This is a genomic window from Oleiphilus sp. HI0061 (assembly GCF_001635675.1).
The window spans coordinates 1-490 of the sequence record NZ_LWFE01000811.1; the positions used below are offsets into that span (position 1 = coordinate 1).

A 490-nucleotide genomic window follows, 5' to 3' on the forward strand; every position below is an offset into this window, starting at 1 on the left:
CTTAAGAGAGCTATTACTAGCCTAATTTGACCAAAGTAAACAAAAACCGCCAACGTCCGCTTTCAGAAAGATAAAGACACAGGTATTGGTAATTATCTAGTACACCTCTTAAAACATCATCAACATCTTCGGGAATGGCTCTTTCATATTTTTCTATTTGATGGTACTTTTTTAAGCCCAAAAGTTTTCTGATTCTAGTTTGAGGTACTCCCGAGAGCATTAGATGCACTGCAAAGCTATGTCTAAAGGTTTCAGCGGTTATATTAAAGGGGGAGCCTCCCGAACGTTCGACCAGTTTATGTATATGACGATTTACAGTATGTCGATCCACACCGAAAAGTCTTTGATTGTGTTTAATTTGGTTTCCAATAATGTAAGACTCAATACGATCTTTTAGATCCGAATCTTTAATTGAGATAGATCGAGATGAGATCATTTCTTGCTGAGCTTTTGTGGGCCTCCCAGCCCTACTATGAAGCCGCTTCAAAAT

At 38.4% G+C, this 490-nt stretch carries 1 protein-coding gene; it reads right to left on the minus strand.

Annotated elements, in window-relative coordinates; translation table 11 throughout:
- Window positions 1-16 precede the first annotated feature (16 nt).
- The coding region (locus tag A3735_RS09800; RefSeq protein WP_231882524.1) for a tyrosine-type recombinase/integrase at window positions 17-490 on the minus strand (474 nt) is incomplete at its 5' end.